General features: G+C 34.8%; 27 protein-coding genes. 10 read left to right on the plus strand and 17 right to left on the minus strand.

The genetic code is table 11. The features are described from left to right. A partial coding sequence (locus tag ABZC13_RS08345) for a DapH/DapD/GlmU-related protein (protein WP_373002306.1) occupies positions 1 to 366 on the plus strand: 366 nt, incomplete at its 5' end. Positions 367 to 545: 179 nt separating this feature from the next. After that, positions 546 to 851 (plus strand): flagellar basal body rod C-terminal domain-containing protein, encoded by a 306-nt coding sequence (locus tag ABZC13_RS08350; protein WP_373002309.1) that lies wholly within the window; start codon positions 546 to 548, stop codon positions 849 to 851. An 8-nt stretch (positions 852 to 859) separates the two neighbouring features. Here ABZC13_RS08350 and ABZC13_RS08355 read toward each other — a convergent pair whose 3' ends face one another. The 13 genes from ABZC13_RS08355 to ABZC13_RS08415 all read right to left on the minus strand — a co-directional run bounded on the left by ABZC13_RS08355 (position 860) and on the right by ABZC13_RS08415 (position 11,315). Then, positions 860 to 2,221 (minus strand): SH3 domain-containing protein, encoded by a 1,362-nt coding sequence (locus ABZC13_RS08355; protein ID WP_373002312.1) that lies wholly within the window; start codon positions 2,219 to 2,221, stop codon positions 860 to 862. 16 nt (positions 2,222 to 2,237) lie between these two features. Next, positions 2,238 to 2,897 (minus strand): S24 family peptidase, encoded by a 660-nt coding sequence (locus ABZC13_RS08360; RefSeq protein ID WP_373002315.1) that lies wholly within the window; start codon positions 2,895 to 2,897, stop codon positions 2,238 to 2,240. A gap of 215 nt (positions 2,898 to 3,112) precedes the next feature. Next, positions 3,113 to 3,271 carry a hypothetical protein gene (locus ABZC13_RS08365; RefSeq protein ID WP_373002318.1) on the minus strand — a complete coding sequence of 53 codons (159 nt, stop codon included), beginning with the start codon at positions 3,269 to 3,271 and terminating at the stop codon, positions 3,113 to 3,115. After that, positions 3,268 to 3,738 (minus strand): tRNA (cytidine(34)-2'-O)-methyltransferase, encoded by a 471-nt coding sequence (locus ABZC13_RS08370; protein ID WP_373002321.1) that lies wholly within the window; start codon positions 3,736 to 3,738, stop codon positions 3,268 to 3,270. The genes ABZC13_RS08365 and ABZC13_RS08370 overlap by 4 nt, the downstream gene beginning before the upstream one ends. Continuing rightward, positions 3,738 to 4,574, minus strand: a complete 837-nt coding sequence (purU, locus tag ABZC13_RS08375; protein ID WP_373002324.1) for a formyltetrahydrofolate deformylase — start codon at positions 4,572 to 4,574, stop codon at positions 3,738 to 3,740. Before purU ends, ABZC13_RS08370 begins: the two co-directional genes overlap by 1 nt. Continuing rightward, positions 4,571 to 4,951, minus strand: a complete 381-nt coding sequence (locus ABZC13_RS08380) for a hypothetical protein (RefSeq protein ID WP_373002327.1) — start codon at positions 4,949 to 4,951, stop codon at positions 4,571 to 4,573. Before ABZC13_RS08380 ends, purU begins: the two co-directional genes overlap by 4 nt. Next, complete coding sequence (locus tag ABZC13_RS08385; protein ID WP_373002330.1) at positions 4,942 to 5,190, minus strand: tetratricopeptide repeat protein; 249 nt, start codon at positions 5,188 to 5,190, stop codon at positions 4,942 to 4,944. The genes ABZC13_RS08380 and ABZC13_RS08385 overlap by 10 nt, the downstream gene beginning before the upstream one ends. 15 nt (positions 5,191 to 5,205) lie before the next feature. Further along, positions 5,206 to 6,273 (minus strand): 3-isopropylmalate dehydrogenase, encoded by a 1,068-nt coding sequence (gene leuB / locus ABZC13_RS08390; RefSeq protein WP_373002333.1) that lies wholly within the window; start codon positions 6,271 to 6,273, stop codon positions 5,206 to 5,208. After that, positions 6,273 to 6,776 (minus strand): 3-isopropylmalate dehydratase small subunit, encoded by a 504-nt coding sequence (locus ABZC13_RS08395; RefSeq protein WP_373002336.1) that lies wholly within the window; start codon positions 6,774 to 6,776, stop codon positions 6,273 to 6,275. The genes leuB and ABZC13_RS08395 overlap by 1 nt, the downstream gene beginning before the upstream one ends. A 59-nt stretch (positions 6,777 to 6,835) precedes the next feature. Continuing rightward, complete coding sequence (locus ABZC13_RS08400) at positions 6,836 to 7,420, minus strand: GGDEF domain-containing protein (RefSeq protein ID WP_373002339.1); 585 nt, start codon at positions 7,418 to 7,420, stop codon at positions 6,836 to 6,838. Between the two features lie 16 nt (positions 7,421 to 7,436). Next, positions 7,437 to 9,557 carry a methyl-accepting chemotaxis protein gene (locus ABZC13_RS08405; protein WP_373002342.1) on the minus strand — a complete coding sequence of 707 codons (2,121 nt, stop codon included), beginning with the start codon at positions 9,555 to 9,557 and terminating at the stop codon, positions 7,437 to 7,439. Between the two features lie 136 nt (positions 9,558 to 9,693). After that, positions 9,694 to 10,482, minus strand: a complete 789-nt coding sequence (gene flgG / locus ABZC13_RS08410; RefSeq protein WP_373002345.1) for a flagellar basal-body rod protein FlgG — start codon at positions 10,480 to 10,482, stop codon at positions 9,694 to 9,696. Between the two features lie 11 nt (positions 10,483 to 10,493). After that, on the minus strand, positions 10,494 to 11,315 hold the full coding sequence (locus ABZC13_RS08415) for a flagellar hook-basal body protein (protein WP_373002348.1): 822 nt from the start codon (positions 11,313 to 11,315) through the stop codon (positions 10,494 to 10,496). A 142-nt stretch (positions 11,316 to 11,457) separates the two neighbouring features. Here ABZC13_RS08415 and rpoD point away from each other — a divergent pair, with 142 nt between their 5' ends. After that, the gene (gene rpoD / locus ABZC13_RS08420) at positions 11,458 to 13,317 is read left to right on the plus strand and encodes an RNA polymerase sigma factor RpoD (RefSeq protein ID WP_373002351.1); all 1,860 of its coding nucleotides are present in this window, start codon (positions 11,458 to 11,460) and stop codon (positions 13,315 to 13,317) included. Between the two features lie 5 nt (positions 13,318 to 13,322). Continuing rightward, positions 13,323 to 14,006, plus strand: coding sequence for a hypothetical protein (locus ABZC13_RS08425; protein ID WP_373002354.1), 684 nt, complete (start codon positions 13,323 to 13,325; stop codon positions 14,004 to 14,006). A gap of 3 nt (positions 14,007 to 14,009) precedes the next feature. On the opposite strand, the gene ABZC13_RS08430 is transcribed toward ABZC13_RS08425, so the two are convergent. From ABZC13_RS08430 to hemL, 3 genes are read right to left on the minus strand one after another with little or no spacing between them, the layout of a single operon-like run. Continuing rightward, positions 14,010 to 14,525: a hypothetical protein gene (locus ABZC13_RS08430; protein WP_373002357.1), complete on the minus strand. Its 516-nt coding sequence runs from the start codon at positions 14,523 to 14,525 to the stop codon at positions 14,010 to 14,012. After that, complete coding sequence (locus ABZC13_RS08435) at positions 14,509 to 14,895, minus strand: AtpZ/AtpI family protein (RefSeq protein ID WP_373002360.1); 387 nt, start codon at positions 14,893 to 14,895, stop codon at positions 14,509 to 14,511. The genes ABZC13_RS08430 and ABZC13_RS08435 overlap by 17 nt, the downstream gene beginning before the upstream one ends. After that, positions 14,888 to 16,180, minus strand: coding sequence for a glutamate-1-semialdehyde 2,1-aminomutase (hemL, locus tag ABZC13_RS08440; protein ID WP_373002364.1), 1,293 nt, complete (start codon positions 16,178 to 16,180; stop codon positions 14,888 to 14,890). Before hemL ends, ABZC13_RS08435 begins: the two co-directional genes overlap by 8 nt. 130 nt (positions 16,181 to 16,310) lie before the next feature. On the opposite strand from hemL, the gene ABZC13_RS08445 reads away from it, so the two are divergent. The 6 genes from ABZC13_RS08445 to ABZC13_RS08470 are packed head-to-tail and all read left to right on the plus strand — an operon-like array spanning position 16,311 to position 25,498. Next, on the plus strand, positions 16,311 to 17,204 hold the full coding sequence (locus ABZC13_RS08445) for a hypothetical protein (RefSeq protein ID WP_373002367.1): 894 nt from the start codon (positions 16,311 to 16,313) through the stop codon (positions 17,202 to 17,204). Between the two features lie 28 nt (positions 17,205 to 17,232). Then, the gene (locus ABZC13_RS08450; protein WP_373002370.1) at positions 17,233 to 18,399 is read left to right on the plus strand and encodes an efflux RND transporter periplasmic adaptor subunit; all 1,167 of its coding nucleotides are present in this window, start codon (positions 17,233 to 17,235) and stop codon (positions 18,397 to 18,399) included. 2 nt (positions 18,400 to 18,401) lie between these two features. Further along, complete coding sequence (locus ABZC13_RS08455; RefSeq protein WP_373002374.1) at positions 18,402 to 21,548, plus strand: efflux RND transporter permease subunit; 3,147 nt, start codon at positions 18,402 to 18,404, stop codon at positions 21,546 to 21,548. Then, on the plus strand, positions 21,548 to 22,834 hold the full coding sequence (locus ABZC13_RS08460; protein WP_373002377.1) for a TolC family protein: 1,287 nt from the start codon (positions 21,548 to 21,550) through the stop codon (positions 22,832 to 22,834). The genes ABZC13_RS08455 and ABZC13_RS08460 overlap by 1 nt, the downstream gene beginning before the upstream one ends. A 44-nt stretch (positions 22,835 to 22,878) precedes the next feature. Beyond that, positions 22,879 to 24,294, plus strand: coding sequence for a DASS family sodium-coupled anion symporter (locus tag ABZC13_RS08465; protein WP_373002380.1), 1,416 nt, complete (start codon positions 22,879 to 22,881; stop codon positions 24,292 to 24,294). A 10-nt stretch (positions 24,295 to 24,304) separates the two neighbouring features. Beyond that, positions 24,305 to 25,498: an OprD family outer membrane porin gene (locus ABZC13_RS08470; RefSeq protein WP_373002383.1), complete on the plus strand. Its 1,194-nt coding sequence runs from the start codon at positions 24,305 to 24,307 to the stop codon at positions 25,496 to 25,498. Here ABZC13_RS08470 and ABZC13_RS08475 read toward each other — a convergent pair. Then, positions 25,482 to 26,099 carry a fumarylacetoacetate hydrolase family protein gene (locus ABZC13_RS08475; RefSeq protein WP_373002387.1) on the minus strand — a complete coding sequence of 206 codons (618 nt, stop codon included), beginning with the start codon at positions 26,097 to 26,099 and terminating at the stop codon, positions 25,482 to 25,484. The genes ABZC13_RS08470 and ABZC13_RS08475 overlap by 17 nt on opposite strands. Positions 26,100 to 26,102: the final 3 nt, after the last annotated feature.

The raw sequence follows: 26,102 nt of genomic DNA on the forward strand, positions 1-26,102 counted from the left end.
GCAGGCTCTGATGTAGGTGGTGGTGCTTCTATCCTTGGTGTTCTAAGTGGAACTGACGGCAACCCTATCTCTATTGGTAAAAATACACTCTTAGGAGCAAACTCTACTTGTGGTATTCCTTTAGGCGACGGTTGTATTATAGATGCTGGTTTAGCAATTTTAGAAGGTACAAAAGTAGGAATCAATCCTAAAGAACTTATAAAAATCAAAGAAGTAAATGAAAACCTAAATATTGAAGGTGAAATTTTCAAAGGTAAGAGTCTTGCAGGTCTAAATGGTCTTCACTTTAGACAAAACTCTTTAACTGGAGAGACTACAGCTTCTCGCTCAACAAGAGAGATCAAACTTAACGCTGATCTACACTAAATATATAACCAATAGCATCTTGGTCAAATGTACCAGATGCTATTACATCTACTTTTAATATATAAACAAACTTTCAGAAACATAGTATTATAATGAGTGTTAGGAATAGTAGCCTAAATGTCTCCTAAGTCATTTTCTTGGCCTTGGAGACTTTTTATTATTTCAAACAGGAACCAATTATGAATATATCAAGCAATGTATCATCTATACAAGCCCATCAGACAATGATGAACACAAGTGCTAATAATGTGGCGAATGTTAACACCGGTGCTTTTATTCCATCAGATACTAGAATGTCAAGCAACGAAAGTTCTGTGAGTGCAAATACAAGAAAAGCTGATAATACAGGCTCAAAGACAAGTCAAACGGATTTAGCTAAAGAAATTCCAAATCAAATTATCGCTCAAGATGCTACCGCAGTAAATGTAACTGCAATAAAAACTCAAGATCAGATGCTAGGTTCACTCTTGGATATCAAAGCATAAATCCTTAACTACTTAGTTAAAATATTCATACTTTTTAAATTTCCAAGTATTTCACCATCTTTATCGTAATCTTCTAAATTTTCACCAAGTCTTAAAGTACTAAAAACAGTTTTACCAACTACAAACCTGCCCTCCATATCATCTTTTTTAGTTTTAATTCCCCATGTGTTATGAAAAACAACTATTTCATTATTAAAAGTACCCACATAAAGGACTATATGTCCTTTTTTATACAGTAGAGTTTGAAAAGGAATAGCTAGAGTTTTAATAATAGATAGCTTCTCTTTATCTGACAAATTTTCTAAGTTAATTATTTTTCCTACTTTAGCTTGCTGAGATGAGTTTCTAGGAAGCCATATACCAAATGGTGCATACATATCACGAAGCATCGAAGAGCAGTCTCTTTGACCATACATGCCACCCCAGCCATATTTACTCTTAAATACTTCACCCATTACACTCGTAAGAGATTCTCTGTCTAGATTTAAAATATCTTTTCTTGCTATATCTTTAGATATCTTTACTTTTTCGAACATTGGAGTAGAATTTTTATAAGAAGAAACAGCTAAGGCCGTAAAATTTTTATCATCTTCAGATATTAATGCCAGCATCATCCCTATTTTAGATGAGAAAAGGAAGTTTCCATTTTCACTATAGACAGGTGTGTTTTCTTTTACAAAAAATATTTGTTGCGCTTTTTGCCACGAGTCTGTATGCTCTTTTTTTAAAAAAACTATCTCACTGGCTCTTATCCAACCGGAAGTAAAACTGCTAAAAGCATAAACCCACTCCTTATCTTTTGAGTAGTGAGATACAAAGAGTGGCTTATTTGCATGCAGTGTGCTATTTTGAAGATAATCAAAAGGAAAGCCTTCTCCAGCTTTTTTTGGATCCCTTATAAGTGGTTTTATTGTGGGAAAAGCTCTTATATTTACATGCCTTAGGGTTATAGCTTTAGCATTTAGTGTCGAATACTTATCGAAGTTAGCATTATCAAACATCTCATCAAAAAACTCTTGCTTTAAAAGTTGAAAGTTCTCACCATAACTATCACCAGCCTTATATGCATTAAATGGCCATTTAACATCTTCCAAGCTCTCTCTAGGCTCTATATCATTCCAGACATTAAAATAGTACTTTTCATATTTGTTTTGAATATTGTAAGTTTTTGTTTTTATATCTAGAGATCGCGTAAAAAACTCAACATTTTGAGGGATGTTTACTAAATCACTAATCTCTATAATTTTATCGGGCTCTTTTTTAGGCTTTACTTCTTTATCAACTTCTTGCTTTTGCTTTACTGCAACAGGTTCTTTTGAAGAACACGATGCAAAGACTAAAGCAAATAATACTAAAAAAACATATCTCAAATTATCTTTCCATATCTTAATCTACATCACCAAATCTACTAACTACTCTACCTATTACTTCTATTTCATTAGGTTCGAGAGTTTGCGTAGAATACACTTGATTATCAGATATTATATCTATTTTTCCATCTATTCTTTTTTGAACACGTTTAATAAAGAGTCCCGCTTCTGTTCTAATAGTAAAAACACCACCTCTTTGGAGGTCAGTCTTAGCTCGATTTATAAATACTATATCATTATAACTAAAAGTCGGTTCCATAGAATCACCTGAAACATTGATAGCTTCTATATTTTTCATTTCACTCTCACCGCCAAGCATAAATACAAACTGCTCAGGAAGCTCAAGTTCTTCTATCTCTTCACATTGCTCATCTGCTCCACCACCTGCTGAAGCATTTACATCACTAAAGTATTTAACCATATAAAATTTATTTGTAGCTTCTACGAGACTTTCCGGTGATTGACCATATAGCATCCAGTTAATTGATATGCTTCTTGCTGCACAAAAATCCATAAGTTCTCCAAATGGAACCTTATTTCTCTTCTTCATAGTTGCAAAATTCATTTGAGATATACCTAATACATCAGCTACATCTTTATCAAATATTTTTTTAGAGTTAAACTCAGAAGATACTATACTTTTAATTTCTTCAACAATTTCCAAAAAATTTTTCATGACATCTCTCCCACATTTTTATAGATTATAATAGAATTTTGCAATAAAGTCAAAATATTTATGACAAAATGCCATACTTTTTATATTTATCTTCTAAAATGAGTAGTATATGTCATATTAAATAAAGGATATGAAATGTCAATGATTATTAAAAATGCAGAAAGTCTATTTGAAAGATTTGAAAATTCTATTGAAATGTGGGCGAGTAAAGTTTTTTAAGACTCACTCTCTTTATTGTTTTTGTTTTGTTTTTCTTCGTCTCTTTTGAAGCCTGCTTCTCTTTGTGCAGATTTGTTTTTATGGTAGCCGCCAAAAACAAAGACCATGAATATAATAAAAAGAACAACCATCATCCCATCAACTAGAACACTCATGAAATCTCCTTAAAACGAGTATGGTTTTGTCTTATTGCATCGTATAAAACTATTCCTGTGCTTATAGCCAAATTCAGGCTTCTGCCATCCTTTGTCATCGGTATTGTTATATTTTTCTCTTTATGCGCATTTAAAATATCTTCAGGAATACCCGCTGTCTCACTTCCAAAGAAGATAAAATCACCCTCTTTAAACTCAGCATCAAAATATGGTCTATCTGTTTTTGTTGTTGCAAAATGAGCATTATCAGTAATTTCATTCATCTGAAAGAACTCTTCAATGCTTTCCCATACATGTAAATCCAACTTTTCCCAATAGTCAAGCCCTGCTCTGCGAACTGCTTTTTCATCTATGTCAAAAGCTATGGGTTTTATTATATGCAAAGATGCACCTGCGTTTACGCATAAACGTCCTATAGCACCTGTATTATTGGGGATTTGTGGATTTACCAAAACTAGATTGAACACTAGAATATCACTGTTTTATTTGCATAAACAAAAATTCTATCTTCAAGAGCAAGTTTCAAAGCACGTGATAAAACAACTTTTTCTACATCTTTACCTGAACGTTGCATATCTCTCCAGCTGTAAGCGTGATCAACATGTATAACTTCTTGAGCTATTATTGGACCTTCATCAAGGTTATTATTTACAAAGTGTGCCGTTGCACCAATAATCTTAACACCTCTGTTATAAGCTTGCTTGTAAGGATTAGCACCAATAAATGCAGGTAAAAAAGAGTGATGTATATTTATAATTTTATCTTCATAAGTCTCTACAAATCTAGGAGTTAGAATACGCATATACTTAGCTAATACGATGTAATCAACATCTTTAAAACTGTCTATACACTCTATAATCTTTTGTTCATGTTCTAAACGCTCACATCCCTCATGAGAAACAGTAATATATGGAATGTCAAATTTAGTAACTAAAGATTCAAGGTCCGCATAGTTAGATATTACGGCTAAAATATTTGCATCCAGTTCACCAGCTTCATGACGGATAAGTATATCGCCAAGTGCATGAAGCTCTTTAGTAGCCATTATAATAATATTTTTCTTTTTGGGCTCTATTAGTTTTATTCCTGCTGTGTCAGGCAAAACTTCCTTGAGAGCTTCTTCTAAGTTATCTAAATCTATATTTCCATCTACAACGCTTCTCATAAAGAACTTGTTATTTTCTTTATCAACAAACTCACTATTTGATAATATATTTAAATCATTGTTGAAAAAAACTGTTGATACTTTATGAACCAGACCTTTTTCGTCATTTGCATCTATAAGAACTCTGTATTGACTCACTTTAGTTTTCCTTTTTCTAACTGCTCTGCTCTTAAATCTATTGTAGCTAATGCATACTCTAAAAAGTTTAGAGTCATATCTACCTTAGCTTCTATGTTTGTGTTATTTGGTGCTTGAAAGCCTTCAAAAAGCACAAGAAGTCTCTCTCTTAAAGACTTTAAAAATAAAATCTCACCATCAACTGAAGAGGAGTTATTTTCTTTTGCAACTCTATCTTCTTTCATTAAAGGTGTTGGTATCGAAGATTCTGTTTTTGATTCAGAGATTTCTGTTTTTTCTATTTTTTTAGGCTTAATAGAACTATTTAAAACTTTTTTTGTCGTTTCATTATCTTCCATCTCTGCCAAAGTTGATAGTATTACATCTTTTAGTTCCATGACTTTAATAACCACCTTTCAAACTCGTTAAACTCGACATCTGCTTCCATTTTTATGAAAAAATCTTTCATCTGAGTATTTACATTTAAAAACTTTTTTCTCATGCCTGAAAGTCTTCTAACGGCAATTTTAGCATCACCGTTTGAAGGATCTTTTTTTAAAATTTCTTTGTAAATTTCCAAGGCCTCCTCTTTGAGACCTTGTAGCTCATAAATATTAGCTAATGTAAGAGTTTGCATATAAACTTTTTATTTCTATCTTGCAATATAGTTAGCGATAATAGAACCCATTTCGCTAGTTGAACAAACTTCTTTAGCATCAAACTGTGCCAGATCTTGCGTTCTATATCCTTCACTAAGTGCTTTTTTAATTGCGTTGTCAATTTTATCAGCAGCTTCTTTTTCACCAAGAGCATATCTAAGCATCATAGAAGCAGAAGCAATTGTAGCAATCGGGTTTGCGATACCTTGACCTGCAATATCTGGAGCTGAACCATGAATAGGCTCATAAACACCTATTTTATCACCTACTGATGCAGATGGTAAAAGACCGATAGAACCACAAAGCATAGAAGCTTCATCACTTAATATATCACCAAATATATTTCCTGTAAGCATTACATCGAACTGTTTTGGATTTAAAACAAGTTGCATGGCAGCATTATCAACATACATGTGAGAAAGTTCTACATCTGGATACTCTGCAGATACTTCAGTAACAACATCTCTCCAAAGTTGAGAAACATCTAAAACATTTGCTTTATCAATAGAGCAAACTCTTTTATCTCTTTTTTGTGCGATTTTAAAAGCATGATGAGCGATTCTAACTATTTCACTACGTGTATAAACCATAGTATTCCAGCCTTTATCTTCTGTTCTGCCTTTAGGCTCCCCAAAGTATATGCCACCGATAAGCTCGCGAACTACCATTATATCAACGCCTTTGATAATCTCCGGCTTAAGTGATGATGCATTAATAAGTTCATTATATACTACAGCAGGACGTAAGTTTGCATAAACACCCAGCTCTTTACGAAATCTTAAAAGTCCGCTCTCCGGTCTTTTTTCACGAGGTAAAGAATCCCATTTTTCTCCACCGATAGCTCCAAAAAGTACAGCATCAGAGTTCAATGAAGTAGTAATTGTCTCTTGAGGAAGTGGATCGCCTGTAATATCATAGGCACAACCACCCATTAAAGCTTCTTCGTATTCAAAGTGAAAACCACAACATGAAGATACAGCGTCTAAAACCTTAACTGCTTCATCAATAATTTCTGGACCTATTCCATCACCTTTAATAAGTGCTATTTTGTAATTTTTCATTATTTACCTTTAATCTCATTCTGTGCAAAATTCATTAATCCGCCAGCATCTATAAGTTCTTGCATAAATTCTGGAATTGGAATGAAGTTGTATGATTTATTTGTAGTTTTATTTGTGATAGTACCTGCATTCATATCAACACTAACCTCGTCACCCTCACTGATCTCTGCACTCTCTGGCAGTTCAAATATAGGAAGACCCATGTTAAATGCATTTCTGTAAAAGATTCTTGCAAATGTTGGTGCGATGACTGCAGCAACACCAGCAGCTTTAAGTGCTATTGGTGCGTGTTCTCTTGAACTACCGCAACCAAAGTTTTCACCGGCTACTATAACATCACCTTTGCTCATATTATTTACGAATTCTGGATCAGCATCTTCCATTACATGTTTTGCCAGTTCCTCTGGCACAGATGTGTTAAGGTAACGAGCAGCGATAATTAAATCTGTGTCAATGTCTTTCCCAAAAGTCCAAACTTTTCCATCAATATTTGCTTTTTGCATATAAAATCCTAGATATATTTTAAAATATTTTTGCGATTATATCCAAAATGAGATTGGTATTAGTTTAAAGCTTTACGTATAGCATCATTGATTAAAGCGTTTGAATCTGCTGCATGATCCGGATATATACTTATTCCAATACTGATTTTAATATCTAAAGATCCTTTATCGTCCTCAAATTTTTGATTAAAAAGAGTGTTTATTCTTTCAAAAATTATATTTGAATTTTCTTCTTCAAGATACTCGTTAAACACTATTACAAAACCATTATCAGAGATTCTAGATAGCATATCCTCATTACGGATAGAACTCAGAAGTCTATCGCCAGACTCAATAATTAGTTCCTTGGCACGTGTTTTTGATCTTAGGTTGACTTCATGATAGTTTATAATTTTAACTGCAGCTACTATAAAAGTTTTTTTGTGTCTGGCAGCTCTTGCTATCTGCTCACTTATGATGATATCAACATTATTTCTATTTGGCAAATTAGTAACAGGATCAAAGTAGGCTTTCTTTATAAGCATGAGGTCATTCTCCCCACGCTGCTTAGCCAATTGCCTCTGCTTAATATTAAAGTAAACGCTAATCAAAAGCAAAACTATTAAAATAAATAAAGAGTACTGTAACCCGTTAAATTCTGCCATGTTAATCCTTCTATTCTTATGTTTTAAACTGCTCTAGCTTAGTAGACAGATCATCTGTCATATTATTTAGATGCTCAGCAGCACTAGCAATCTCTTCTACGCTTCTTGCATTTTCTAATGATATTGTGTTTATCTCTTCAACACCTCTAACAATAGAATCAATCTGCTTGCCGGTATGCTCAAAATCTTGTACAGATTTGTCACTTGCCTCTGTAGCTTTGTTTACAATATCAGTAGTTAGCTCTATTTTACTCTCAACTTCTGAAGCAATATGTGAAAGTTCTTCCATCTGCTTAGAACTTTTACCCATTTCGTCACTTGCAGAATTTGTAGCTTGAACGATTATATTGATAGTTGCATTAATTTCTGATAATGATTTTTGTGTTCTCTCTGCAAGTTTTCTAACTTCATCAGCAACAACAGCAAACCCACGACCATGTTCTCCTGCACGTGCAGCTTCTATCGCAGCATTTAAAGCTAGCAGATTTGTTTGTTCAGCGATATCAGAGATAACAATTAACACATCTTTTACTTGCTCCGTATCTTTGGACAGTTCTTCTATTTTAAGCGCTAATTCAACTTCAGATTCAACACTGCTTTGAACCTTTGATGTCAACATTACAATTTCATCTCTGGCACCATTTAGCATCTCGTTTGCTTCAAGCATCTCATGCTTAGACTTGTTTGCATCTTCTATCGCTATCTGTATTTGTGCATGTGTTTTGGTTGCATGTTCGGTAGTTTCATTTACAATTTGTACTGATTTTTCAACATTAGTTCCAACTTGCAATGCAGTAGATGATAGCTCATTTGAAACAGATGAATTCTCAAAACTTGATTTCTTAGCTCCATCTACACTCTCGTGAACCTTTTGAATAAACTTATTTATATTATTTGCAACATCCCGTATCTCATCGTTGCTCTCAACTATAACTCTTTTTGTTAAGTCTCCATCTCCTACTGCTAAATCTTCTGTAACTTCAAGAATATTTCTAATAGGTTTAACAATTGCTCTATCTGCAGCAAAACTAACTATCAAAGTAATAATAAATACTAAAAGCATAGACGTTAATACAATTTGAGTAGTTGATGCAATAATTTGCTCATTTGAATCATCACGCATCTGTTGAATCTTTGCTTCTATATTATCTACATACTCTCCTGTACCGACTACCCAACCCCATTCTTTAAAAAGCATCACGTATGACATTTTAGGCACCGGTTTATCTGAACCAGGTTTTGACCAACTGTACTCAACTTTACCCATTCCTTGTGCTTTTGCAACTTTTGCCATTTCGTTGAAAAGAAAAATACCGTTTGGATCTTTTACATTTGATAAATCTTTACCATCAAGATCTGGTTTTATCGGGTGCATAATCATCTTCGGTGTAGTGTCATTTATCCAGAAGTATCCACTTTTTCCAAAACGCATCTCTGCAATTGTCTTCAATGCCTCTTGTTTCATTTTTACTGTAACATCCGACACATAAGCACCAGTACCGATTATCCAACCATAAGGCTCAAATCTCTTAACGTAAGAAACTTTTGGCTGTGGCTTTTCAAAGCCAGGTTTAGCCCAATGATAGTTAACAACGCCTTCACTGTTTGACTCGACAGCTTTAGCCATTTCATTAAAAAGATACACCCCGTTTGGATCTTTAAATGTTGACAGGTCATTACCATCAAGAGATGGTTTAATTGGATGCATTATCATCTTTGGAGACTTATCATTTATCCAAAAATAACCGCTATCACCATATCTAGCAGATGCAACAACATGCATTAAGTGCTTTTGCAACTCTGATTTAGGCATTGTATTTTTATTTTTTTCGTAAGCTTTTTGAATAATGCTAAATAAAAAGTCCGTCTGCTCTTTTAATTCAGATTCAACTTCTTTTTTTATTTTTTCTTTAGAAGTTCTGGTATAAAAAGATTCAATAGACTTCATCGCTACACTAACGTAGTTTTTAAGCTCTAGTTCTTTATTTTGATAAGCTTCTTGCTTATATTTTGAAACGCTATTTTCAGTCATTTCATTAATACCATATATGGACTGCAAAATTATTGCTATGGAAACTGCTATAACGGTTGAGATGATAAGTATTATCATCTTCATTTTAATTGATATTGATTTCATAAATGCCCCTTTTAACAATGATTATATGAATATCTTAATTTATTATATCTAAAAATATAGCAATATTGTTATAATAAAATCAAATAAAAAGCAAGACTTAAGTATTGGAAAACCAATACTTAATGGGGAGTATCTACTATCGTTTCAGGTTATTCGTAGTTTGTAGCATTTCATCACTTGTAGTGATTACTTTTGAGTTAGAATCATATGCACGTTGCCCCGTAATAAGGTCTGTTAGCTCAACTACAAGCTCAACATTACTAAGTTCAACAAAGCCTTGTCTAAGAATCCCTAGACCATCAACACCTGGGGTACCTTCAACTGGTTGACCAGAAGAATCTGTTTCAATAAAGAGATTGTCACCAAGGGAGTGAAGTCCTGCCGGATTAATATAGTTTGTCAATGTTATTTGACCAACTTGAGTTGCTTGAGTTTGCCCAGGCTGAACAACTGTAACAGTACCATCTGTACCGATACTGATATCTGTCGCATCTGGTGGAATAACTATTTCAGGAATCAATTTGTAGCCGTCACTGTTAACCATACTTCCATTGTCATCTACTTTAAAAGCACCATTTCTACTGTATACTTCAGTCCCATCAGGAAGCTCAAGCTTAAAGAAACCTCTACCTGTGATAGCAATATCTAGTTGATTATCTGTTTGTTTAAGACTTCCTTCTGAAAAAATCTTATTTATTGCCGTTGGTCTTACACCAAGACCCACTTCTATACCTGTTGGACTCTTTGTTACATCACTAGTAGCAGTCCCGGCATATTTTGTAACTTGATACATTAGGTCTGCAAATTCTGCACGAGATTTCTTAAAGCCTATTGTATTAACATTGGCAATATTATTTGCTGTTGTATCTATCTGTGTCTGCATCCCTAACATTCCTGTAGAGGCAGTATAAAGTGATTGCATCATAATCTAACTCCTTAAGCTTTTTTAGCTAATTTTTCTATTGCGTCACGGTTCATGTCGTTCATCTGCGTATCCATAGCTTTTTGATACATACCAACCAGACGATTTGTTTCTATCATCTGAGTCATCATCTTTACAGCATTAACATTACTCTTTTCTACAAAACCCTGCATAACAGCTTCAGTCTGATCAAGAGATTTAAGATCTGTCATTCCATCATATCTATAGAGATTATCACCCTCTTTTTTAAGAAAAGCGACATTATCAGGCTGAGCAATAAACAGGTGTGAGCCTTGTACTAGATTAACACTGTTTGGAATATTCTTATACATTTGACCATGCTTATCTACTTTTATGATATTTTCATCTTCGTTAAATGTTATATTTCCACCAGCTTCAAAATAATCATTTGGTAAAACTTCGTAGCCACTCTTTGTAATAAGTTTTCCCTCATCATCTTTTGTAAAAGAACCATCTCTAGTCAGCCTGACACCTTGGGGTGTCTTAACCAAGAAGAACAAACCTTCCCTAGAGAGTGCAAAATCCATATCATTATTAGTTTGCTGAGTATTTCCTACACTGAAATCTGTATAGGAGTCTACAACCTGAGGAGCTTTAGTCATTGCTCTGTTTAAGAACTGCGCTCCATCCTCTGAATGATTTACATTAGGCAGCTCATCTCTTGCTTCTTTATAAAGACGCTGGAAATCACCTACTATCAGGTTATCTTCTTTAAATCCTACAGTATTAACATTTGCAAGATTATTAGCTATGGTATCTAAACGGTTAAACTGAGTAACCATACCAGCTGCTGAACTATAATATCCGCTTTGCATAAAATCCCTTTATTTCGCATATCTGTTTTAGCAAAAGCAAAGTGTGTTCCAAAAATAAATTATTAAAGTTTAAGCTTCATGTAAAATAATCTCGGTATAATCCAATCTTTAAAAAATCTTAAATATCAAGGCATATTTTAATATGACAGCAAAAGAACTCAACAAAGCTATAGATTCATATTTTGCAGATCACAAATCTAAAGATTGTGGAACTTATGAATCTCTAATTGACCTTTTTGATAAACAGCCGACAACGGCTCAAGCTAAAAACATTCATAAGCTTATGCTAAAGCATAAAACATGTCTTTATACAGCCAGTGAACATGCTAAAAAGCTAAATGACAGAGAAGCTGAAGCCAGAAAAGACGCACAAAGAAAAATGCTTGCTAATAATGAATCAGATAAATTTGATATCTTAAAAGAGCATGAACTTCTTGAGTGGTCTCGTTCAGACTCTCCAGTTCGTATGTACCTTCGTGAAATGGGACAAATCCCTCTTCTGACTAAAGAAGAAGAGATTGAGATTTCTAAAAAGATAGAAGGCGGAGAAAGTATAATAATTGATGCTATATGTTCTGTGCCTTATTTAATTAGATTTATTCTTGACTATAAAGAACCTCTCATCAACCGTGAAAGAAGAGTTAAAGAGCTTTTTAAAAGCTTTGAGGACGAAAAAGAAGATGCTGATGATGCGGAAACTACTGATGTTGACGTTGAAGTTGAAGATGAAAGCAAGACACTGACTGCTAAAGATAAAAGCAGAGTTGAAAAAGTAACACTTAGCTTTAAAGCACTCGAAAAAGCTAAAAAAGAGTGGATAAAACTTGCTGAAAAAGCACCAGAAGATTTAGATGGTGATATTACAGAAGACATAGTTCAATACTTTCTTAGTGTGACTTTCAAGAAATCAGTTTTAAAAGAGAAACTTTTAGAACTAGGCCCAACTTCTAAACTTATCAATGAACTTGTTAAAGCAATGGAAACTGCACTTAAGACTGATGATGGTTACGACAAAGAGCTTAAAAGATTAGAGTATAAATTACCACTTTTCAATGCAACACTAAAAGCTAATCACAAAGTTCTAGTAGAGAAAATTTGTGAATTAACAAAAGAAGACATCTCGGGTATGGTTCCAGAAGCTACAATGGTTAGTACATATATGGAAATCAAAAAACTTGTTCAAACAAAAGAAGCTTCAAAAAACAGTTTTGATATGGAACCAGAAAAGCTACTTGATATTTTAGAGCAAATCAAGCGTGGTAAAAATATTTCTGAGATATCTAAAACAAAAATGGCAAAGTCAAACCTTAGACTTGTTGTTTCTATTGCTAAGAGATATACAAATCGTGGGTTACCGTTCCTTGACCTTATCCAAGAAGGTAATATCGGTCTAATGAAAGCTGTTGATAAATTTGAGTACCAAAAAGGTTATAAATTCTCAACTTATGCTACTTGGTGGATTCGTCAAGCTATATCTCGTGCTATTGCTGATCAGGCTAGAACTATCCGTATCCCAATTCACATGATTGAGACTATTAACCGTATTAACAAAATCATGCGTAAACATCTTCAAGAACATGGTAAAGAGCCGGATGTAGAAATGATTGCACTAGAAGTTGGGTTATCTGTTGAGAAAGTTAAGAACGTTATTAAAATCACAAAAGAACCAATCTCTCTTGAGGCGCCGATTGGTAATGAAGATGATGGTAGATTTGGAGACTTCATCGAAGATAAATCATCTATATCTCCTTCAGATGCTATATTAAAAGATGATCTTAGAGTTCAAATCGAAGGCGTATTAGAACAACTAAACGAAAGAGAGAAAGCTGTTATAAAACTTCGTTTTGGAATCATGGATGATGAGAGTGATAGAACTTTAGAAGAAATCGGAAAAGAACTTAGCGTTACTCGTGAGCGTGTTCGTCAAATCGAATCAAGTGCTATTAAGAAACTTAAGCATCCTAAAGTGGGTAGAAAACTTAAAAGTTATATAGAAGAATAATACTAATGACTTTTGAGCAGCAATGGCTAGAATATGATTACAATCCTTTCATAATCTTTAGTTCCAATGGAAAGATTTTATCACTAAACGCTGAAGCACAGTTTCTTTTAGGTGCTGCTTCAACAAATGAGCTTTTTGAGCTCACTACAACTTACGCAAATGTATCTTTTGGTTTTAAAACAACTTTTCTTGAGCTTGAATTTGGTAGATATAAGTTTTTTGCTCTTACTGTTGGTTATGAAAACGAAGATGAGATAGGGGTTAAGCTCTATCAATCTCCGTCATTTAAACTAAACAACCCAAAACCTGTTGGTGAAATGACAAATATCTATACACTGGTAGATCTATGTATATCAACAAACTCTATTAGTTCTAGTATAAAATATACAAAAGAGTTTGATCCAACTATTCCAGAGATTATTATAAACACAAATAAGTTCATAAAACTTCTAAATAAGATCTATTCTTGTTTTGAAAACAACGATACAATAAATACTAAGATATTTTATAGAGTTGGGGAACATATAAAGTTTGAAAGTAAAAAATATAGTATCTTTTCTATTGAAATAAAGGCAGAAAATCTTAATCAGCAAAAAGCTGATGAACTAGAAGTTTTTGCATCAAGTACTAACTTCTACATAGATATACAAAAGAAAATAACTATTAATATACCAATGATTACTTCTTAAGAGCTATTTCTCAATAGAGAAAAGCTCTTTACCGCTCATAGAACCAATTACTATTCCAACAAGCAAAGACGGCAAGTATATAGCTATATCTAGAAGTTGATTGTTTTTAAGTGCGATAAAACCTAAAACCAAAAATAGATATGGTACGAGTCTAAATAGTGAAGAACTACCTTTAGCCCCATGCTTCATACTTTCAAGACTAAAAGTTTTTATTTTTTTCTTCTCTTCTTTTACAATAGCTCTTAGGTCTAGCTCTTCTACGGGAGCGTAGTTTATAGAATCTTCCTCATAGAGTTCATGCGGATCTTCTATCTCATCTAAAATATCTCTCTTCTCATCAACCATATCAGATGCGACTTGGGTATCAACCATTTTTCTATATGCGTATGAAGAACCTAAAATAATAAACAGACTGCTTAAAAAAGCAATCTGCAGATTGATGAAAAAGCTAAATGAAAAAAGTGAAGTTGCTACAATCAGAAGCTCTGATATAGCAATAAGTTTAATACTTTGTTTCACCATAATCCTCATCATCTTCGGAATCTTCTTGTAATTTCTTCTTAATAGCATACCTTGGTTCTTTAGCCAGTTCTTCATATGCTTTGTATTGTTTTGAGTATGCTTTATAAACATTTAAAATTGCCGCTGCGATACCTATAGCAATACCAACCCAAAACAACCACCCTATCCCTGTCATACTACGAAGAAGGTAACCAATACCTACACCCATAGCAACAGCAACAACCATAGAGATTCCAAGAGAGAGACTGTCAGCAGCTTCAATAATAGGCTTCACTCTGGGTTTATGATTTTCTTTTTCATCTAATCTATTTTTTATTTTTTCAAGAGAGTCATCTACGACGACTTCACCATTCACATTGTTAGCCATTTGTAATTGCCTTAAGCACTTTCGCGCTAGCTTTAATCGTATCTTCAATCATCTCATCAGTAGTGGCTGTTGATATAAAACCTGTCTCATAAAGTGAACAAGCAAAGTAGAAACCTTCTTTAATCATTCCGGCATGGAACTTAGCAAATAATTCAGCATCTGAGTTACAAGCATCTGCGAAGTTCTTAACAGGTGCTTCATTAAAGAAGAAACCGAACATACTTCCTCTTGTATCTATCTGCATAGTAACTCCACACTCTGTTGCGGCTTCTTTCATACCTTCTACAAGTCTTTTAGCACGAGTATTTAAAACATTCATTACAGGTGCATTTTTCTTTAGTTTACTAAGTGCTGCAAGCCCTGCTGCCATTGCAACTGGATTTCCACTAAGTGTACCTGCTTGATATACTGGTCCCTCTGGAGAAAGCATTGCCATTATTTCAGCTCGCCCACCAAATGCACCAACAGGCATACCGCCACCGATAACTTTACCAAGAGTGATAATATCCGGAGTTGTACCAGTGATAGACTCAGCACCGTTTATAGATGCACGAAAGCCACTCATAACTTCATCAAAGATAAGTAGAGTTCCATTTTCATCACAGATCTTTCTAAGCTCTGCTAAGAACTCTTTATCTGCAGGAACAAGACCCATATTTCCAGCGATTGGCTCGATGATAACACAAGCGATATCTCTAGAATCAGCAAAACATTTTTTTACACTTTCTATGTCATTGTATGTAGCTAAAAGAGTATGCTTAGTGAAATCAGCTGGTACACCTGGTGAACTTGGGTTTCCAAAAGTCACTGCACCGCTTCCTGCTTCAACTAAAAGTGCATCACTGTGACCATGATAACAACCAGTAAACTTAACGATATCATCACGTCCAGTAAAACCACGAGCTAGACGAATAGCACTCATAACTGCTTCTGTTCCACTGCTTACAAACCTGATTTTATCAACAGAGTCAAACATAGATACAACAAGCTGAGCTAAATCTGTCTCAGCCTGCGTAGGAGCACCAAAACTAAGCCCGTGCTTAACAGCTTCTATAACTGCTGCTTCAATAGCTTCATCTCTATGACCAAAAATAAGTGGTCCCCAACTCTGTACATAATCAACATATTTGTTGCCATCAATATCAGTTAAATAAGCGCCATTCCCCTCAGTAATAAACAGTGGTGTTCCACCAACGCTTGAGAATGCTCTAACTGGAGAGTTAACTCCACCTGGGATTAAACTTTGTGCTTGTTCAAATGCTTTTGACGATGCTTCTGTACTCATTTAAAGACCTTAAAATAATTTTTTTGTTATTATATCTAAAGAAATGTATTAGTTTGACTAACCTATAGCTCATTAATATATATTAGTTATAATCGTTGAAATTATTTAAAATTAAAATGAACGGAACAATTTGAATAGATCCTCTTTTGCTTTATTTGTGGCACTTCTCATACACCTTTTGCTTATATTGATTTTTTGGCTACTTGGCACAATTGTTTCGGAGATAAAAAAACCGGTTAAACCACAAGAACAAAAGATTAAAGTATCACTGAAAGAGATGCCTAAAAAAGAGAAAAAATCTGGAGATATTAAAAAGAAAATAGAACCTTCTACTATAGCTCCACCAATGCCAAAGGGCTCACAGCTTAAAAAAATCGTTAAGCCACCAGTTAAATATGAGCCAAAAAAAGCTGTTAAAAAACCAAAGCTAAATCCAAAGCCAAAAGTAACTGAGCCAGAGCCAGCATCTAAACCAGAGCCAAAAACAAAACCATTACCACAAAAGCCATATATAGCACTGGCTCCAGAAAAAGATATAAATATTACTAAAGAAGAACCAAAAAAAGAGCTTAAAAAACCTGTAGATCCACTATACGCTATGCTATCTCAAGACAAGTCTTCTAAAGAGGAAGAGAAGCAAGAAAAAAAGACACATAGTGAAAGTAGTATAAATCAAAACATCAAAGAGCTTTATGGTGATGAGTTCGGAAAACTAAGTCCAGGGCAACAAAAATACATCTTAGACAATCAAGAGATAATGAGAAGAATAACTCAGCAAGTTCTTACTCGTGTGGCAAGAGTAAATCTTCCAAGAGATTTAAACGTAAATAGAAGTAATGTTATAGAATTTTACCTGCACCCTAATGGAGATATGAGCGATTTTAAGTTTTTAGAAAAAAGTGGTTATTATGTTCTTGATGACACTACAAAGGAGACAATAGAATATGCTTATAGTAGATACCCAAGACCTACAGAAAAAACTCTAGTCAGATACAATGTATTTTACAATTTAGCTAGATACTGATACAATTACTTATAATTAAAGGCAACAAATGAAAACGAAACTTATAAGTACAATAGTACTCTCCTCCCTCTTTCTCTTTAGCTCATGTTCAAACGATAAACCTAAGCAAGTTCAAAAAGAGATGCCACCACTTAGTGTTAATACAATTACAGTAAAAAAAGAACCTATTCCTATATGGAAGCAGTACACCGGTACTACAAAAGCAAGTTCTGACCAAGAAGTTCGTGCAAGAGTTCCAGGCATACTTAAAAAAATATACTTTAAAGATGGTGATACAGTCATAAAGGGTCAAAAACTCTTTATGATAGAGCAAGATGAGTATATAGCAGCTCGTGATGCAGCAAAGGCTAAAAAAGCTCAAGATGAGGCTTCATTAAAACTGGCGAATGCTGATGTTTCAAGATATGAGCCACTTGTCAAAGAGGGTTTAGCTCCTCGCGCGACACTTGAACAATACCAGGCACAACAAGCAAGATTAAAAGCTGCTATTGCTGGTGATATAGCAGAAATTAAAAAAGCACAACTCTCCCTTAGCTACACAATGGTTCGTGCTCCAATTAGTGGTAAAACAAGTGCAAGAAGAGTTGATATTGGAAACCTTGTAGGACAAGGAGAGTCTACACTTCTTACAACTATTATGAGCGTTGATCCTATTTACACTTATTTTTCTCCTTCACAAAATGATGTAAGATTATTTGAAAAATATAGAAATAAAGAAAAACCAGATGCCTTCATAGAAATAAATGGTCAAAGAGAAACTATAAGACTTGATGGATATGTAGACTTTTCAAATAATGTAGTCGATTCTCTTACTTCAACAATTAGTATGAGAGCTACCATATCTAATCCAGATGGAAAAGTCTTACCCGGCACTTTTGTATATGTGAACCTATTTATAAACGATAAGTACAGCTTTTTAATGATTCCACCTGAAGTGATATTTTCAGATCAACTCGGAACTTATGTATATGTTGTAGATAAAGATAATAAAGTTAAAAGAGCTGATATTGAGACTGACTACTCTACAAAGTATTATGTAAGCGTTAAAACTGGTCTACAGGACGGGGATAGAGTTATAGTATCTGCTCTAGTTAAATTAAAGCCAGGTCGTGCTATTAAAGCGACAGATGTATCGTCTACGCAGGGGATTAAAGCTGTTTTAGAAAAAAACAAGCTTATTCCAAAGAGTAAATAAAAATGTTTTCAGTAACATTCATTAAAAGACCTATTTTATCGATAGTTATATCGTTAATAATTATTGTTGCGGGTCTGGTATCAATGGCTGTCCTTCCTATATCAGAGTATCCAGATGTAGCACCACCGACAGTAAATGTATCTGCTACTTATACTGGTGCAAATGCATTTGTTGTTGAAGAAACTGTTACTCGTGTACTAGAAGATAAACTAAATGGTATCAAGGGTGTTATATACATGGATTCGTCTTCTGCATCAAGTGGAAGTTCAAGCATAAACGTATATTTTGAACCTGGTTACGACATAGATATCGGTGCCGTCGATGTTCAAAACAAGGTTTCTACTGCGAGTGCTTCTCTGCCTTCTGAAGTTACTCAACAAGGCGTAATAGTTGATAAAAGAAGTCCATCCTTAGTCTGTATTATTGCTATTAACGGTGATGAAAGATATGACGGTAGTTTTTTATCTAACTTTGTAAACATAAATGTTTTAGATGAGGTAAAAAGGATTAAGGGTGTTGGTAAAGCTGAAAATATGGGTGAGAAAAAATATTCGATCCGTATCTGGTTAAATCCTGACAAGCTAAAATCTTTAAATATGACTCCTATGGAAGTTGTACAAGCTGTTCAGTCACAAAACAAACAAGCTTCGATAGGTAAAGTAGGTGGAAACCCTACCTTTGATGATCAAAAACAGGAGTTCACGCTGACAACTAAAGGACGTCTAAGTGAAGTTCATGAATTTGAAAACATCGTTTTAAAATATAAAGAAGATGGCTCACTGATACATCTCAGTGATGTGTCTAAAATAGAACTTGGCAGTGAAAGCTATGATTGGAATGCCATTAGTGCTAAAAAACCGACTGGGCTTATCGGTGTGTATCAACTTGGTGAAGCAAACGCTCTTGATATTCGTAAAAAAGTAGAAGAAACACTTAAAAGACTTGAGAGTCGTTTTCCAGACGGTGTAACATATACAGTCCCTTATGACACTACTAAATATGTTGAGGTAGCAATAGATAACGTTGTAACAAACCTGTTTATGGCTATAGGACTTGTTATTCTTATTATATTCGTATTTTTAGGATCATGGAGACCAACTGTCATAGCATCTGTAACTATTCCAGTTTCACTTATAGGTGCATTTGCAGCGATGGAGCTTGCAGGTGGATTTAGTATAAACTTCTTAACGCTCTTTGGACTTATTCTCGCTATTGGTATTGTTGTTGATGATGCCATACTCGTTGTTGAGAATGTTGAGGTAATTATGTATAGAGAACCTGAACTAACGATGCCTCAGGTTGTTAAAAAATCAATGATAGAACTTATAGGACCGATTATCTCAACTACTCTTGTTTTAGTTGCTGTATTTATCCCAGTATCTCTTCTGCCAGGTATAACCGGAGCTCTCTATCAGCAATTTGCGCTTACTATTGCATTTGCTGTTTTAGTATCATCTCTAAATGCTCTTACACTATCTCCTGCTATTAGTGCAATTATCATAAAAAGAAGAAAAGAAGGCGAAGAGAAGTTTATTCTTTTTCAAAAGTTCGATCTCTTTTTTGATTTTTTAACTTCAAAATACAAAGCCCTTATTACACTTCTTGTAAAATTGAGATACTTTATGATTTTAGTTATGGGTGGTATTTTTTATCTTACATACTATCTATTTGCCATAACTCCTACAGGCTTTGTTCCATCAGAGGACAAAGGTGTCTGTATGGTTTCTGTAAATCTAAAACCAGGTACGTCAATATCTCAAACGATAAAGGTAAGAAAAGAAGTTGAAGCTATTATCTACGATATTGAAGGCGTAGAAAATATTGTAGCCATAGAGGGCTACAACATCATCACATCATCTTTAGACGGTTCTGCTCTAGCTATGTTCGTATCTTTTAAAGACTGGAGTGAGAGAACAACTAAGGAAACCAGTGTTTTTGGAATCATACAACAGATAAAACAAAAAACAGCAGGTATAAGTGAAGCAAACATTGCTGCATTTAATATGCCGGGTATTCCAGGTGTCGGTAATGTAGGTGGATTTGACTTTAGACTTCAAGACTACCTGTCAGGTGACTTAGAGACTTTTGAGCACTTTGCAGGTGAGATGATAAAAGGTGCATTTGCAGATCCAAGAATTGCTTATGCTTTTACGACATTTGCGACAAACTATCCTATGTATGATATAGAGATAGATAGAGCAAAAGCGAATGCTCTTGGTATAAATATGTCTGATTTATTTACTACAATGCAAGCTTATCTAGGTTCTATATATGTCAATGATTTTACAAAATTTGGTAAGGTTTTTAGAGTATTTGTTCAAGCAGACAAAGAGTATAGAAGTTCTAAAGAAGATATTGACAAACTCTTTGTTAAAAATGCATTTGATAAGATGATTCCACTCAATGCAGTCCTTAATGTAAAAGAGATAATAGGTCCTCAAAACCTTACTCACTATAACATGTATAGAAGCATCCAGATAAATGGAGCTGCAGCTCCAGGATATAGTTCAGGGGATGCAATGCAGGCAATGGATGATATTGCTAAAAAAGTTCTTCCTCCAAGCTACGGCTATGAGTGGTCTGGAATGAGTTACCAAGAAACATTAGCGGGAAATGCTCAAATATATGTAGTTATTTTTGTACTTCTTGTTGTATTCTTAGTTTTATCAGCCCAATATGAGAGTTGGATACTGCCACTTATGATCTTGCTATCTGTTCCTATGGTTATAGCCGGTGCGGTTGCAGGACTTCACACTGTGGGTCTTCCTCTTAACACATTTGCACAAGTCGGACTGGTCTTGCTCGTAGCACTTGCCGCCAAAAATGCTATCCTCATCGTAGAGTTTGCAAAAGAGCAAAGAGAGAGTGGTATCGGTATAATTGAGTCTGCTATAAATGCAGGCACACTGCGTTTTCGTGCGATTATGATGACAATCCTTTCTTTTATGTTTGGTATTATCCCTCTTGCTTTTGCAACAGGTGCAGGTGCTATTACGCAGATGTCTATAGGTATTGTATTGATGTTTGGTATGATTGCTGCGACTTTTATATCTACTCTTTTTGTTCCTGTACTTTATGTACTTTTAGAGACTATGAGAGAGAAATTCGTTAGTGTTGAAGATGAAATAATAAGAAGGGAGTCAATATAATGTTAAAGATATTAACTACACTTTTACTAGTTTTAAGTCTACATGCAGAGGATGTATACACAGTAGATGATTTAATCCTAGAAGCACTTAAGAACTCTCCTGATTTAAAGATAAGTGCATCCGAGTATAAAGCATCTCAAAGTCGTTATGACGAAGCATTTTCAGGTTACCTTCCAAAAGTTGATCTGAGCGTTGCTGCTGGACAATTAGGTATGAGTGACATACCTACAAATCCTGATGATATGGTTAGTGATTCTCTTTTACTTGGGCAACTGTCTCTCAAACAGATCATATATGATTTTGGCAAAACTGGCGGTAGTGTTGATAAGTTTAAATACGATTCAAACTCTTATTTAAACTCTAATGAGCAAAAGATATCAAACAAAAAAAGAGATGTTAAACAAGCATATTATGAAGTGCTACAGTCTATAGCACTAATAAATGTTAATAGAGAAAATGTAAAATTAAATGAGATTCAACTATACCGCTCACAAAAGTATTTTGAAGCTGGAATAAGAACAAAAATAGATGTCTCAGATGCTAAAGTTGAGTTGATAAAATCAAGACTAGACCTGAAAAAAAGTCTATACAATCTCAAACTCTCATATGCTTCACTAGATCAAGTTATTGGCTTTATGCAAACAAATAAAGAGTATAAAGTATATGTACAAGAGTTGGTTTTAGAAAACATATACTCATCTTTAAGCGACTATGATTTAAATCTTAATCAATCTATAGATTTTGCATATGAAAACAGATATGAAATAAAGCAATTTATTTCATATATTAAATCAGCAGAGTCTTCAAGTGAATCAGCTTTAGCTGACTATTACCCTCAGCTATATTTTGCCGCAAACTATACTAAGCAAAAAGCTGATAAGTTTAAAAGCACTACTCCAAAAGATCAATGGAAGGCTGCTGTAAACCTTGACTGGAACATCTATCAGGGTGGAGCTACTTCTGCATCTACACAAGAGAAAAAAATCCAGATAGAGATATCTCAAACACAACTTCAAAACTCTAAACTCTCAATTAAAAAAGAGACTACGCAAGCTTTTATAAACGTATATAAGATAAAAGACTCTGTAGAATTATCTCAAAGTCTTTTAGAGGTCTCCAAAGAGAAATTTGACCAAGCTCAAAAACGATACGAACACGGTTTATCAGACTACATAGAACTGCAACAAGCTAGACAAGGATATATAGATGCAAAATCAGCTCTAGTGATTGACTACTATAACTATTACAACGCTATCGCTGTATTAGACAATGCTATTGGTAAATAGATGAGTAATCTTATAGCTCTAATTGAAAAAACTAAAGGTTAATTATGTCACATCATCCTTCACAAACGATAAAGCAACACTATCTTCAACTGTTTATTTTTGCTTTTGGGACACTAATATGGTTCTCGCCTGTTCCAAGTGGTCTTGAACCACAAGCATGGCATCTGTTTGCAATCTTCATCAGTTCTATACTGGCCGTAATAATAAAAGCAATGCCGATATTCACTTCATCTATTTTAGCCTTATCTGTCTCTGTCTTAACAGGTACACTCACAACCGACCAAGCTTACAGCGGTTTTTCAGAAGAGTTTATACTTCTTATCATTGTTGCTTTCTTAATTGCCAGAGGAGTTATTAAATCTGGTCTCGGTAAAAGAATCGCTTTTTTGATTATCAAGAGATTTGGTAAATCAAGTCTCGGTCTTGCCTACTCAATCATAGCGGCAGATATGTTCATATCGCCTGCTTTTCCAAGTAATACAGCTCGCTCCGGTGTCCTCTACCCTATAGTAAATGCTCTTGCGGTTGATAGCGGTTCAAAGATAGCAGATGGAACCCGCAAAAAGCTTGGTTCATTCCTTATGATGTCCTCGATGGCGGGACTTACACTATCTTCGACCCTTTGGCTAACGGCTATGGCTGCAAATCCTGCAGGTGCCAAGATGGCCGGAGACTTTGGCGTAGAAATCACTTATGCCTCTTGGGCTCTTGGAGCTTCACTACCCGTATTGATTCTTTTCTTTCTTGTTCCATGGGTTATTTTTAAAATCTACCCACCAGAGATAAAAGAGACACCGGAAGCTCCTGCGATAGCTCAAGAAGCGTTAGACCATATGGGTCCTGTTCATAAAAATGAGTTTATTATGGCCGCTACTTTTTTTGGAATGGTCTTCTTATGGGTAATGTCAGGCAGTTGGGGACTTGACAAAACCGCTGTTGCATTTTTAGGACTCGGTGTTTTGATGGTAACAAATATATTTACACTTGATGATATGAGGAGCGAAGGCAATGCACTCTCAACCCTGGTTTGGTTCTCTATTCTTTTTTCAATGAGTGTATACCTTGATAAGCTAGGATTTATGGGATGGGTTGGTATGCATATATCTGACATAGTTGTTGGATTTAGCTGGCCTGTTGTGTATGTAGGTCTTACTATTAGTTATGTTCTGATTCACTATTTCTTTGTATCTCAGACGGCTCAGATGCTGGCACTCTTTTCTGTATTTTTAAGTGTTGCCATAACAGCGGGCGTACCACCTGAGCTGATGGCTCTAATGCTGCTTTTTGCGACAAATTTCAATGCTATAATAACTCCTCAAGGATCTTCTGCAAACGTTATATATGCTGGTAGCGGTTACTTGGAACCTGGAGAGATCTATAAAGTCGGCGGTATCATCACTCTTATTAACACTCTCGTTTTTTTAACCGTTGGAACGGCTTGGTTATTGTTGATTCTATAGGGATTTGATTATGCCAAAATATAAGCTCAGTCTCTTACTCTCAATATTTATAACTCTTACTCTCGGAGCGGACTCAAAAGCAGAAGAAGCTTTCTCCAAAGGCAATATTGATGCCGAAATAAAACTGTTTTACTACGATATTACCAGTAAAACAGCTCCTGATGCCTATGCTACGGCTCTCGGCGGATATCTAAAATATACTACCGATACTAAAAATCCACTCTTTGCATCTGTAAGGTTTCACACGTCAAATCCTGTTGGAGATAGTCTAAACAAGGTCACCACTGCTCTTTTTAACAACGATAAAAATGGTGAATCTCTTACAACCATCAGTGAGTCATTTCTTGCATATAAAACAAAGAGCAGAATTATGAAACTGGGTAATTTCATGCTTAAAACCCCGATGATGAATGATGATACAACAAGGATAGTTCCATGGAGTTACCAAGGTTTTACATATACGGGTGAGAGTATAAAAGATATGAAAGTTCAACTCTACCATATTAATGCTATTCGCTCATTTACATCGGACTCATACAAAAAAGAAAGTGCCAGTGGTGAGTTTGGAGATAGCGGAATCAGTATGTTGTCACTTCATTACACAGGTATTAATGGACTTAAAACTCAGGTATTTTACTACTATGCACCTGAACTCTACTCAACCTTTGTTGCACAAGCCGACTATGAGATATCTGTTGACAATAATGCCCTATTTTGTATAGGTACTCAATACTTCAATAGTGGTGATGGCGGAGAATTTGCAGTTACACAGAATAAAAACGGTGGAGACGATATAAATCTTTTAGCAATAAGGACTTCAGTCGATACAGAGAACTGGATGATATCTATCAACTACTCTCAGAACTTCGGTGTTAGTGGAATAGTTAAAGGTTATGGCGGTCTTGCTAAGGTCTATACAACTTCCATGATAGCCAATGGTCGAGGAAATTATAAACCTGAGACTTGGATGCTAAAAAGCACTTATAATCTTCCTCTAGGTTCACATGAAAGTGAACTTGGATTTAGGCTCACAAACACTCAGGTAAACGATCCAAGAGGTGATGGGTTTAATGCTTATTACTTTCACTTTAAACATTTCTTCACTAAAGAAGCTTCTATATATCTAAGATATGAAAATCTTACCTACACAAGCACCAAGAGTGACGTCGCTTATTTTCGTGCCATCGCTAGTTATAAGTTTTAACAACCCACTCCCGCTCAACAAGTAGTTCATCACCGTAAAACACTTTTCCGACAAAGACATCACCTACTCTGTAGTTACTAACACCCTTTGGAGTACCACTCATTATGATGTCATTGTCTTCAAGCGACATAAAAGATTCAATCTCATTTAAAATATCTAGAGGTTTGTGTATCATAAGGTCGTAAGTCGCTTCTTGAGTAACTCTCTCATTTATATAAAGCAATAGACTGAGCTTTTTAATATCCCCCCTAAAAGCTACAAACTCACTAAAAACAGCAGAGCTGTCAAAAGCTTTTGCTCTCTCCCAAGGAAGACTTTTTGACTTTAAGTATGATTGGATATTTGCCTTTGTAAGATCAAGTCCAAAACCGACACCTGCTATTTTTTTATCTTTGATTAAAAAGCATATTTCAGCTTCAAATCTTGTGTATTCACTAAAATAATATAGCTCATCACTTATGGCAGAATTTGGCTTATTAAAAAGGACTATGCTCTCTGGTGTTTCATTTCCAAGCTCTTTTATATGCTCAACATAGTTTCGACCTACACAGACTACTTTGGATGTAAAAACGTTTTGATTGTTGTACGTTACAGTTTTCATGAC

The organism is Sulfurimonas sp. (genome assembly GCF_041563035.1).
Taxonomy (GTDB): domain Bacteria; phylum Campylobacterota; class Campylobacteria; order Campylobacterales; family Sulfurimonadaceae; genus Sulfurimonas.

What these genes read in the sequence shown, in the direction of transcription:
- rpoD (WP_373002351.1), top strand. Translation starts at nt 11,458, where the DNA reads ATGACAGCAAAAGAACTCAACAAAGCTATAGATTCATATTTTGCAGAT.
- hemL (WP_373002364.1), bottom strand. Translation starts at nt 16,180, where the DNA reads ATGAGTACAGAAGCATCGTCAAAAGCATTTGAACAAGCACAAAGTTTA.
- ABZC13_RS08400 (WP_373002339.1), bottom strand. Translation starts at nt 7,420, where the DNA reads ATGGCAGAATTTAACGGGTTACAGTACTCTTTATTTATTTTAATAGTT.
- ABZC13_RS08360 (WP_373002315.1), bottom strand. Translation starts at nt 2,897, where the DNA reads ATGAAAAATTTTTTGGAAATTGTTGAAGAAATTAAAAGTATAGTATCT.
- flgG (WP_373002345.1), bottom strand. Translation starts at nt 10,482, where the DNA reads ATGATGCAATCACTTTATACTGCCTCTACAGGAATGTTAGGGATGCAG.
- ABZC13_RS08460 (WP_373002377.1), top strand. Translation starts at nt 21,548, where the DNA reads ATGTTAAAGATATTAACTACACTTTTACTAGTTTTAAGTCTACATGCA.
- ABZC13_RS08465 (WP_373002380.1), top strand. Translation starts at nt 22,879, where the DNA reads ATGTCACATCATCCTTCACAAACGATAAAGCAACACTATCTTCAACTG.
- ABZC13_RS08405 (WP_373002342.1), bottom strand. Translation starts at nt 9,557, where the DNA reads ATGAAATCAATATCAATTAAAATGAAGATGATAATACTTATCATCTCA.
- leuB (WP_373002333.1), bottom strand. Translation starts at nt 6,273, where the DNA reads ATGAAAAATTACAAAATAGCACTTATTAAAGGTGATGGAATAGGTCCA.
- ABZC13_RS08385 (WP_373002330.1), bottom strand. Translation starts at nt 5,190, where the DNA reads ATGCAAACTCTTACATTAGCTAATATTTATGAGCTACAAGGTCTCAAA.
- ABZC13_RS08395 (WP_373002336.1), bottom strand. Translation starts at nt 6,776, where the DNA reads ATGCAAAAAGCAAATATTGATGGAAAAGTTTGGACTTTTGGGAAAGAC.
- ABZC13_RS08415 (WP_373002348.1), bottom strand. Translation starts at nt 11,315, where the DNA reads ATGCAAAGCGGATATTATAGTTCAGCAGCTGGTATGGTTACTCAGTTT.
- ABZC13_RS08380 (WP_373002327.1), bottom strand. Translation starts at nt 4,951, where the DNA reads ATGGAACTAAAAGATGTAATACTATCAACTTTGGCAGAGATGGAAGAT.
- ABZC13_RS08350 (WP_373002309.1), top strand. Translation starts at nt 546, where the DNA reads ATGAATATATCAAGCAATGTATCATCTATACAAGCCCATCAGACAATG.
- ABZC13_RS08425 (WP_373002354.1), top strand. Translation starts at nt 13,323, where the DNA reads ATGACTTTTGAGCAGCAATGGCTAGAATATGATTACAATCCTTTCATA.
- ABZC13_RS08450 (WP_373002370.1), top strand. Translation starts at nt 17,233, where the DNA reads ATGAAAACGAAACTTATAAGTACAATAGTACTCTCCTCCCTCTTTCTC.
- ABZC13_RS08365 (WP_373002318.1), bottom strand. Translation starts at nt 3,271, where the DNA reads ATGAGTGTTCTAGTTGATGGGATGATGGTTGTTCTTTTTATTATATTC.
- ABZC13_RS08475 (WP_373002387.1), bottom strand. Translation starts at nt 26,099, where the DNA reads ATGAAAACTGTAACGTACAACAATCAAAACGTTTTTACATCCAAAGTA.
- ABZC13_RS08455 (WP_373002374.1), top strand. Translation starts at nt 18,402, where the DNA reads ATGTTTTCAGTAACATTCATTAAAAGACCTATTTTATCGATAGTTATA.
- ABZC13_RS08435 (WP_373002360.1), bottom strand. Translation starts at nt 14,895, where the DNA reads ATGGCTAACAATGTGAATGGTGAAGTCGTCGTAGATGACTCTCTTGAA.
- ABZC13_RS08470 (WP_373002383.1), top strand. Translation starts at nt 24,305, where the DNA reads ATGCCAAAATATAAGCTCAGTCTCTTACTCTCAATATTTATAACTCTT.